1 protein-coding gene is annotated in these 768 nt (G+C 39.3%); it reads right to left on the reverse strand.

The window, feature by feature from the left end:
• Positions 1 to 158: 158 nt before the first annotated feature.
• A partial coding sequence (locus tag RT405_RS06145) for a helicase-related protein (RefSeq protein ID WP_313468448.1) occupies positions 159 to 768 on the reverse strand: 610 nt, incomplete at its 5' end.

Here is a 768-nt window from a genome sequence, read left to right on the forward strand (position 1 = left end):
TTGGCTGCTAACACGACCCCCTCTACTATTGCTTTAGGAGCGTTATCTCCGCCCATTGCATCTACTGCAATTCTCATACTGCTGGCCTCCCTATAATTTTCCGATTTGTCTTTTTAGTTGTTTTGATCGTAGTTTTAAACCTGATTTTTTGCCCATTGTTAGTTAAAGTTGACTCCCGTTAAATTTTCTAATCCAATAGCTTGTCGTAATTCATGATAGGTAGGATTAGTTAAAAAGTCAGGTTGGTTGACTAATGCTGTCGCTTCTTCTCTCGCAGCTTCCAAAGCACCAAAATCACCAATAATGTCGCCAACTTTAAAATCAGGCAAACCAGATTGCTTGGAACCGAACAGATCTCCTGAACCTCTTAATTCTAAATCTTTTTCGCTTAAAATAAAACCATCGTTCGTTTCCGTCATAATCTTCATTCGTTCAATCCCAGTTTCACTTTTGGGATTGGCCACTAAAATACAATAAGATTCTTTATGCCCCCGTCCAACTCTTCCTCTCAATTGGTGCAGTTGAGATAAGCCAAATCGATCAGCATCGTAAATCACCATGGTCGTAGCATTCGGTACATTCACTCCTACTTCGATCACGGTGGTTGAAACCAATACCTGTAATTTATTCTCTTTGAACTCTTGCATAATGGCTTCTTTTTCAGCCGGTTTCATTTTACCATGCAGCAAACCTACCCGGTAGCGCGTTGCATAATAAGAAGAAAGATTATTATAAATGTCTGTAGCGTTTTTAACATCTAGACTTTCA

The sequence above is a fragment of the Carnobacterium sp. genome (assembly GCF_032094055.1).
Classification (GTDB): Bacteria; Bacillota; Bacilli; order Lactobacillales; family Carnobacteriaceae; genus Carnobacterium_A.